Source organism: Asticcacaulis benevestitus DSM 16100 = ATCC BAA-896 (assembly GCF_000376105.1).
Classification (GTDB): Bacteria; Pseudomonadota; Alphaproteobacteria; order Caulobacterales; family Caulobacteraceae; genus Asticcacaulis; species Asticcacaulis benevestitus.
The window spans coordinates 1-6853 of sequence record NZ_AQWM01000069.1 but is presented as its reverse complement, the minus strand read 5'-3'; the positions used below and the strand labels follow the sequence as shown (position 1 = coordinate 6853).

Annotated in this window: 10 protein-coding genes and 1 pseudogene; 7 read left to right on the top strand and 4 right to left on the bottom strand. The window is 56.1% G+C overall.

Features of this window, described 5'->3' with window-relative positions:
- The coding region (locus B060_RS26940) for a helix-turn-helix domain-containing protein (RefSeq protein WP_157405638.1) at window positions 1-183 on the bottom strand (183 nt) is incomplete at its 3' end.
- 155 nt (window positions 184-338) lie between these two features.
- Between B060_RS26940 and B060_RS28590 the strand changes: the two genes are divergently transcribed.
- From B060_RS28590 to B060_RS0123050, 6 genes are all read left to right on the top strand, one after another.
- Window positions 339-557, top strand: coding sequence for a low molecular weight phosphatase family protein (locus tag B060_RS28590; protein WP_018084157.1), 219 nt, complete (start codon window positions 339-341; stop codon window positions 555-557).
- 20 nt (window positions 558-577) lie between these two features.
- Window positions 578-1624, top strand: a complete 1047-nt coding sequence (gene pstS, locus B060_RS0123070) for a phosphate ABC transporter substrate-binding protein PstS (protein WP_018084156.1) — start codon at window positions 578-580, stop codon at window positions 1622-1624.
- Between the two features lie 9 nt (window positions 1625-1633).
- Window positions 1634-2329 carry an MIP/aquaporin family protein gene (locus B060_RS0123065; RefSeq protein WP_018084155.1) on the top strand — a complete coding sequence of 232 codons (696 nt, stop codon included), beginning with the start codon at window positions 1634-1636 and terminating at the stop codon, window positions 2327-2329.
- Complete coding sequence (gene arsC, locus B060_RS0123060; protein ID WP_018084154.1) at window positions 2326-2745, top strand: arsenate reductase (glutaredoxin); 420 nt, start codon at window positions 2326-2328, stop codon at window positions 2743-2745. The genes B060_RS0123065 and arsC overlap by 4 nt, the downstream gene beginning before the upstream one ends.
- 19 nt (window positions 2746-2764) lie before the next feature.
- Window positions 2765-3457: an arsenical resistance protein ArsH gene (arsH, locus tag B060_RS0123055; protein WP_155847987.1), complete on the top strand. Its 693-nt coding sequence runs from the start codon at window positions 2765-2767 to the stop codon at window positions 3455-3457.
- 503 nt (window positions 3458-3960) lie between these two features.
- On the top strand, window positions 3961-5121 hold the full coding sequence (locus B060_RS0123050) for a site-specific integrase (protein WP_018084152.1): 1161 nt from the start codon (window positions 3961-3963) through the stop codon (window positions 5119-5121).
- 68 nt (window positions 5122-5189) lie between these two features.
- On the opposite strand, the gene B060_RS27880 is transcribed toward B060_RS0123050, so the two are convergent.
- Window positions 5190-5705: a hypothetical protein gene (locus B060_RS27880; RefSeq protein WP_018084151.1), complete on the bottom strand. Its 516-nt coding sequence runs from the start codon at window positions 5703-5705 to the stop codon at window positions 5190-5192.
- Between the two features lie 240 nt (window positions 5706-5945).
- Between B060_RS27880 and B060_RS0123040 the strand changes: the two genes are divergently transcribed.
- Window positions 5946-6194, top strand: coding sequence for a DUF2798 domain-containing protein (locus tag B060_RS0123040; RefSeq protein WP_031221554.1), 249 nt, complete (start codon window positions 5946-5948; stop codon window positions 6192-6194).
- A 93-nt stretch (window positions 6195-6287) separates the two neighbouring features.
- Here the strand turns inward: B060_RS0123040 and B060_RS0123035 are convergent, their stop codons facing one another.
- Together B060_RS0123035 and B060_RS0123030 are read right to left on the bottom strand one after the other, a co-directional pair.
- Window positions 6288-6509, bottom strand: coding sequence for a hypothetical protein (locus B060_RS0123035; RefSeq protein WP_155847986.1), 222 nt, complete (start codon window positions 6507-6509; stop codon window positions 6288-6290).
- Window positions 6510-6605: 96 nt separating this feature from the next.
- Window positions 6606-6853: pseudogene (locus tag B060_RS0123030) on the bottom strand (hypothetical protein); the annotation flags it as partial.

The following is a 6853-nucleotide window of genomic DNA, read 5'->3' as shown; positions in this document are numbered from 1 at the left end:
TGAACGCCGATCCCCACCCAGCTTTTTAGGAGCTATCTCCTTCGTCTCCCGATAACGGCGCGTCCACTTGATCGCGCTTGACTCGCTGACACCAAAACGGTCACCCGCAGATGCGCAACTATGACCGGACAGCACGTAATCAACGACGCGCTGGCGAAGATCGACTGAATAGGCATGACTCATGAAAGCCGCCTCCTCCGCGGCCTCCAGCTTGAATCACTATTCGAGTCTTTTGGAAACCCCAAGAGTCAAACAGGTCGCAAAATGCTCTAGATATCATCATCACAGTCTGCGACAACGCCAAGGGCGAGGTCTGCCCGATCTGGCCCGGACATCCGGTGGCCGCGCATTGGGGTATTGAAGATCCGTCAGCGGCCGCAGATCCTTCTGCCCGCAAGGCTGGCTTTGTCGAAGCGTATCGTCAATTGGAAGTGTGGATCGACGCCCTGGTGGCTTTGCCGGCCGGCCTTTCGAACAAGGACATGAAGCAAGCCCTCAATCGCATCGGGGCTGAATCGGAAGGTGCGACGGAGACCGCCAAGGTCGTCTCCGATTAGGTTAACGAGGAGGATGTACCATGCAGAAGCGGACACGTCGTGGACTGCTAACGGGATCGTTTGCCCTGACGGTTGCCGCCGGTAGCGCTCGCGCCTTGCCAAAGCCCGCCATCGTCCATGGGGCGGGATCGACCTTTGCCTATCCGATCATCGCCAAATGGACGGAAGCCTTCAACAGGGCAGACTTCCGGGTAAACGGTGGAACCAAAATCGACTATCAGGGTGTAGGCTCTGGCGCCGGCATCGAATTGATCAAGGGGCACAAGGTGGATTTCGGCGCCTCGGACATGCCGCTTCCATCTGCCGAACTCAAGAAGTCTGGCCTTGGACAGTTTCCCATCGTCATCGGCGGCGTGGTGCCAGTTTTCAATCTGCCCGGCGTTCCGCTTGGGGTGGTGAAGTTTACCGGCCCGATTCTTGCGGCGATCTATCTTGGCAAGATCACCAAATGGAACGATGCGGCCTTGGTGGCCATCAATGCGGGTTTGCCCCTGCCGAATGAGACGATCAACGTTGTCCATCGTTCGGATGGCTCCGGCACCACCTTCAACTGGGTCAACTTCCTGTCAAAATATAGCCCGGAGTGGAAAGCCCGCGTTGGTGAAGGGACTTTGGTCAACTGGCCTGTCGGAACAGGCGGCAAAGGCAATGATGGCGTGGGCCAGCTTGTGCAACAGACGCCCTATTCCATCGGCTACGTCGAATACACCTATTGCGCACAGAAGAAACTGACCTGGGGACTAGTACAGAACCGGACCGGCAACTTCGTCAAGCCTAGCGTGGCGGCCTTCCAGAAGGCAGCCGAGGGCGCACAGTGGCGCAGGGATCAGGACTTCTACCTTGTGCTGACCGATGCGCCCGGCAAGGATGCGTATCCCATTACGGCAACGACATTGATACTGTTGCCGAAGAAGCCCAATAACTATGCTGCAAATCGCGCATTGCTGGAAATGCTCGCCTGGGCGCTTGAGAATGGCCAGCAGGCCGCGTTAAGCCTGGACTATGTGCCATTGCCGGATGCGCTCAAGCTTCAGGTCGAAATCTACTGGACGGATATCAAACACTAATGGGGGCTCATGTTTTCCACGTCGCGTAAGCTATTTGCCGAACTTTTGGGCACGGCCCTCCTGTTGGCGATTGTCATCGGTTCAGGCATCATGGGCGAGACCCTGGCCGGCGGCAACACGGCCATCGCCTTGCTTGGCAATACGCTTGCCACGGGCGCGGGTCTTGTCGTGCTCATCACCATCTTTGGGCCGATCTCTGGCGCGCACTTCAACCCGGTCGTGACCCTGGCGTTTGCGGCGCGGCGGGACATGTCCTTCAGCCTGGCCATTGCCTACATCGTGGTGCAGGTGCTGGGAGCCATCCTGGGCGTGTGGATGGCGCACGCCATGTTCGGCGATGCCATCCTACAGGTCTCAACCAAACTTAGGGACGGACCGGCTTTGGCATTTTCCGAAGCCGTGGCCACGTTTGGTCTGATGGCGACCATCTTTGGCACGATCCGCTTCAAACACGAATTTACGCCAGTCGCCGTCGGCCTGTACATCACTTCCGCCTATTGGTTCACGGCCTCGACATCATTCGCCAATCCGGCGGTGACCATTGCGCGCAGCCTGTCGAACACTTTCGCCGGCATTGCCCCGTCATCTGCACCGCTGTTTATCGCGGCGCAATGCGTGGGTGCTCTGGCGGGCGTACTTATTTTCAGTTGGTTGTTGACCGAACAGGCCTCAGCCAAGCCTATCAATCCGGATGCCGAACTATGACGATTACCATCTACCATAACCCCGATTGCGGGACGTCGCGCAATGTCCTCGCGGTCATTGAAGCCGCTGGCTACAAGCCCGAAGTCATTGAATACCTGAAGACCGGCTGGTCGCTCGATCAGCTTCTGACGCTGTTTGTGGACGCAGGCCTGACGCCAAGGCAGGCTTTGCGTGAAACGAAGTCACCGGCAAAGGAGTTGGGACTGATGGAACCGGGCGTCAGCGATGAGCGCCTGCTGGCGGCCATGCTAGAAGAACCCGTTCTGGTGAACCGGCCATTCGTTGTGGCACCGAAGGGCACGAAGCTATGCCGGCCATCCGAGACGGTGCTGGATTTGCTCGAAAACTGGCCAAAGGGACCTTTCACCAAGGAAGACGACAGCCTGATGATTGATGCGGATGGCAACCGTGTCTGATCTGAGTGATATGCCGCAAATGGAGGCGCCCAGCTTCAAGGCCATCGACGAGACCTCGCTGCTAGACCCGACGCGTTCGAGTCATGCGCCACGTATCCTGCTGCTCTACGGTTCGGTGCGCCAACGCTCGTTTAGCCGCCTGGCCACACAGGAGGCCGCGCGCATCCTTGAGGCCTTCGGTGCCGAGACGCGAATTTATAACCCGTCTGGCATGCCGCTTCCTGACGACGCGGATGTGAGTCATCCCAAAGTTCAGGAATTGCGCGACTTAGTACAATGGTCTGAGGGTATGGTGTGGTGCTCACCCGAACGGCATGGCGCCATGACCGGTATCATAAAAGCCCAGATTGATTGGATACCATTGACGCTCGGATCGGTAAGGCCGACGCAGGGCAAGACGCTGGCGGTGATGCAGGTGTCCGGCGGTTCTCAGTCGTTCAACGCCGTCAATCAGCTTCGGGTGCTGGGCCGCTGGATGCGCCTGATCACCATCCCGAACCAGTCGTCTGTGGCCAAGGCATTCACAGAGTTCGACGAAAACGACCGAATGAAGCCGTCATCCTACTATGACCGGATCGTAGATGTGATGGAGGAACTGGTGAAGTTCACTTTGCTGACGCGCGACTGTGCCGACTACCTGGTTGACCGATATTCGGAGCGCAAGGAAAGTGCTGAGGAATTATCAAAGCGGGTAAATCTGAAGTCGATTTGATGGAGAATGCCTGGATGCTAACCGAGATTTCAGCGTCATCGCCGGATTTAGTTGTTGCTCCGACAGATGAGCGACTACCCATTTGCAATCTGTAGAAACTGGGCGGTCGATTTTGGACGCTTAGCCATGCCAACCGTCAGGTTTTTCTTTCGATTGTGTGCTAGAAATTAAATCTAATATAATCAGACAATTATGCTCCGCTATACCATCGGCTTTACAACAAACGTGTGCAAACGGGCGCCACACAAATCCAAGTGAAATTTTATCGTATTGATTTTATTGTATTAAAAGTTTGGTTGCGGGGGCCAGATTTGAACTGACGACCTTCAGGTTATGAGATAGTTGAAAAGACGCATTTTTCGTCCGCCACCGTCCGCGAATGTTCTGTAGCTCGTTGTTTTAACTTATCTTTATTGACATTCTGCACCATCGCGATACGCTCCTGTCCACGCCTGTTTTTCGTTCAAGTGGTAGCTATGCGGTAGCTGCGGGAGTTTGACGACATGACAAAACTGACCAAGCGCGCGGTGGAGTCCGCTGCCGTCCAGGACAAGACCTATTGCCTGTGGGACGACGAACTGCGCGGCTTCGGCCTGCGTATCTGGCCGACCGGTCATAAGGTCTATCTGGTCAAGTGCCGGGTCAAAGGACGCCAGCGCTTTATCACGCTTGGGCCACATGGCCCGGTGTCCCCTGAACAAGCCCGGAGCCGAGCGTACAATATCCTGTCAGAAGCGAAGAACGGCCGTGATCCGGCGTTCGAGCTCGACCAGATGCGTAAGTCGCCGACCGTCAAGGCATTGTGCGAACGCTTCATGCGTGACCACGTCGCCGTGCGCTGCAAGCCTCGGACGCAAGCGGAATATCAGCGCAATGTCGATCTGTTCATTGTCCCACGTATTGGGTCGCGCAAGGTGACGGATATCGGTCGGGCAGACATCGCCGAACTGCATGGCGCGTTCAGTCATATCCCCTACCAGGCCAATCGCACCTTGGGGGTCCTGTCAGTCTTATTCAATCTGGCCGAGGTGTGGAACATCCGCCCGGACGGCAGCAATCCGTGCCTGCACGTCAAAAAATATCCCGAACGCAAGCGCGCCCGCTTCTTGAGTGCGGAAGAGTACAAGGCGTTAGGCCAGGCGTTGCATGAAGCCGAACACGGGCAGACGGAGACGGCTTCGGCGATCAACGCTATCCGACTGCTCATGCTGACCGGCTGTCGGCTCAACGAGATCATGACGCTCATGTGGGACGACGTCTATCTGGCCGACTATGAGTTACGTCTGCCAGATTCCAAGACCGGAGCGAAGATAGTACATATCGGGCAAAGTGTGGTCGATGTCCTGCTTAAAATCGAGCGCATCAACAGCAACCCCTATGTCATCGCTGGCAAGAATGACGGACGGCCCCTCACCGATCTGCAACACCCGTGGCGGCGCATACGCGCAGCGGCTGGCTTGCATGACGTCCGCATCCACGATCTACGCCATTCCTTCGCCAGTGGTGCTTTGGCTCTTGGCGAGGGACTACCGATGATCGGTAAATTACTAGGGCATAGCCAAGTCCAAACGACGGCGCGTTACGCCCACCTCGCCAATGCGCCGATCAAGGTTGCCGCCAGCCGTATTGCGGACAGTATCAGTGAGGCGCTTAGGGCCGGCTAGTCAGACCAAGTTCGCCCCACCCTTCCGCAGGGCAAACCGGACCGCCTTGCAAAGCCAAAGCTCCAAATTCAAGGGATGGGAGGGGCGTCGGCAGGCAAGGTGATCAACGCTCTTCCATCCTTTTCCACCATTTGTAATTCCGGTTGTCCCCGGTAAGTTGTCAGCGCCAGTAGGGCCCCGTTGGCGTGAGGCAGAAACAGAGACGCACCCGCGTCGGGGTTCGCAACTACCTTGAAAACCTCGCCCCCATGTGCGCCGTCCAATGTCAGAACGCCCTCATCGGACAGAGAGGTCAAGTAGCCTCCGCGCTCATTCCCCTTTCGGTCATATATAATCAAACCGGCTGCCGGTCCCATGCGTGGCAGGGACTTTCCATTAATAATAGGATCAGGCACTGATCCCGCGAGCACGGCTCTTGTGACGCCCTTGTCGTCGACGACGCGGATGGTATGAGCGATTATTTCCTTCGGCGGGGCTTTCGTTGCGGCGATCAGAACGGGAATACACAGGGCGCATACAACGACCGTCAGAATTTTAACTGTTCTGCGAAGCCGACGAAGCTCGGTCTCTATAGCTTGTGACATTGCCTTTTCCCTCTGGGGTGCTGTTGAGGTTACAGGACAATATGTCCGCCGGCGTATGGCAAGTGACAAATCATTTAAGTCATGATAGTCTTCCTTATCGTGTCTCAGCACGATCGTAAGCGTCTAACGTCAGGCAACGCACCTTAACCTCGGGATCGTCTTGATCCGGGTTACTCTGGTCCGAAGGGCTGGAGGGGTGTTCTCGTAGCCAAAGACGGTCCCGTCTCATCAAGTGAGATAATGATGAAGCTTACAAAACTACCCTCAAAATATGCCACACTTGTCATGCCTCTGCTGTTGTCAGTGATGATGACTTTTGTCGTGTCGGCCATTTCCACGTTTAAGAACATAGGCCTTGCACACAATTTCGCGTCCTGCTGGATGGCAGCGTGGGGCATGTCGTGGGTCATCGCTTTCCCGACCCTGCTGCTGGCCTTGCCTCTGGTCAGACGCCTTGTCGCCGTGATTGTCTTCACCTCGCGACCTTAAGGGCCAACGAAAGGGGCGCCACACCTGTCTAGGTGAGGCGCCCTATGCCTTAGGGATTTGACTTCACGTGGGGCCGCCAGACGAAGCTAAAAATTAGACCAGGGCGATCAGCACTAGGCATAGGTTCACGATCAGTGCGACCGGATCGGCGGGCACAATACCAAACCGCCACACATGCACGCCGACGAGACCAAAGAGAAGTCCCCCGTCAAAACAACGCGGAGAGATGAGTGCAACGCACAAAATGCGGCAACTGAACACCACATCAAAATCGGAACAAAATGGGTACGCAGTGAAGGCAAGATAAAGGCTCAACTCCCGTTTCGCGTAAGTCTTTGTCTGCACATCGCTTTTCAGGATTTAACAGAAAAATTGGGAGTTATTTCGTAACCGGGGCACATTCCGGTGCAGCTACGTTGCTGCGAGCCTGACGAGGGTTGGTAGCTTTTGGACGTATGGAGCGTCTTGGACTGTGAAGCGGTCGCCAAGGAATCGGTAGAACGAGATCTTGAGCTTTGCGCAGGTTTTCATCAGGCCGAGCATGGCATCTCGGGCGGCCTTTCCGGCGTCGCTCATGGTCCCGCCTGATATTTTGCGCTTTGTCACGATAGAGCGGATGTCGTTTTCCGAACCGTTTGTGTGTAGTGGGATGTCTGGGC

Excerpts from the sequence above, each read along its gene's own strand:
- arsC (WP_018084154.1), top strand. The coding sequence starts at position 2,326 with ATGACGATTACCATCTACCATAACCCCGATTGCGGGACGTCGCGCAAT.
- B060_RS27880 (WP_018084151.1), bottom strand. The coding sequence starts at position 5,705 with ATGTCACAAGCTATAGAGACCGAGCTTCGTCGGCTTCGCAGAACAGTT.
- pstS (WP_018084156.1), top strand. The coding sequence starts at position 578 with ATGCAGAAGCGGACACGTCGTGGACTGCTAACGGGATCGTTTGCCCTG.
- B060_RS0123050 (WP_018084152.1), top strand. The coding sequence starts at position 3,961 with ATGACAAAACTGACCAAGCGCGCGGTGGAGTCCGCTGCCGTCCAGGAC.
- B060_RS0123040 (WP_031221554.1), top strand. The coding sequence starts at position 5,946 with ATGATGAAGCTTACAAAACTACCCTCAAAATATGCCACACTTGTCATG.
- arsH (WP_155847987.1), top strand. The coding sequence starts at position 2,765 with ATGGAGGCGCCCAGCTTCAAGGCCATCGACGAGACCTCGCTGCTAGAC.
- B060_RS0123065 (WP_018084155.1), top strand. The coding sequence starts at position 1,634 with ATGTTTTCCACGTCGCGTAAGCTATTTGCCGAACTTTTGGGCACGGCC.